This is a genomic window from Vibrio sp. L85 (genome assembly GCF_963871815.1).
Classification (GTDB): Bacteria; Pseudomonadota; Gammaproteobacteria; order Enterobacterales; family Vibrionaceae; genus Vibrio; species Vibrio harveyi.
This window is the reverse complement of record NZ_CAWMYL010000109.1, coordinates 1-307: the sequence shown is the minus strand read 5'-3', so window position 1 is coordinate 307 and position 307 is coordinate 1. Positions and strand designations below refer to the sequence as shown.

The window sequence follows — 307 nt, the reverse complement described above, 5'->3', positions numbered from 1 at the left end:
TCACCAAACGGTAACTCGCCCTGTCGTGTCGAGCAGTGAAATTCAAGCTATGGACGATTTACAATGCTACCTTCGCGTCCCAGGAAGTAGCTTTATCACTCAACTGGATTTGCACTTCGATAAGATGCTAGATGTCAGTAATGCCTTTATCAAGCGCGATTACATCCCATCGCCAGCCATGACCAAAGCATACCAAGAAGCGATTTACTGTGAGTGTGTCGCACCTGGTATCTTCCTCAGCGAAGAAGACCGTAATGCTCTGACCGAACTGCAAGCCAAGCAGTTTGAGACGCCAGAAGAGATGAAG

General features: G+C 47.9%; 1 pseudogene. It reads left to right on the top strand.

Features of this window, described 5'->3' with window-relative positions:
* Positions 1–307, top strand: a pseudogene (locus AACR11_RS11400) (type IV secretion system DNA-binding domain-containing protein); the annotation flags it as partial.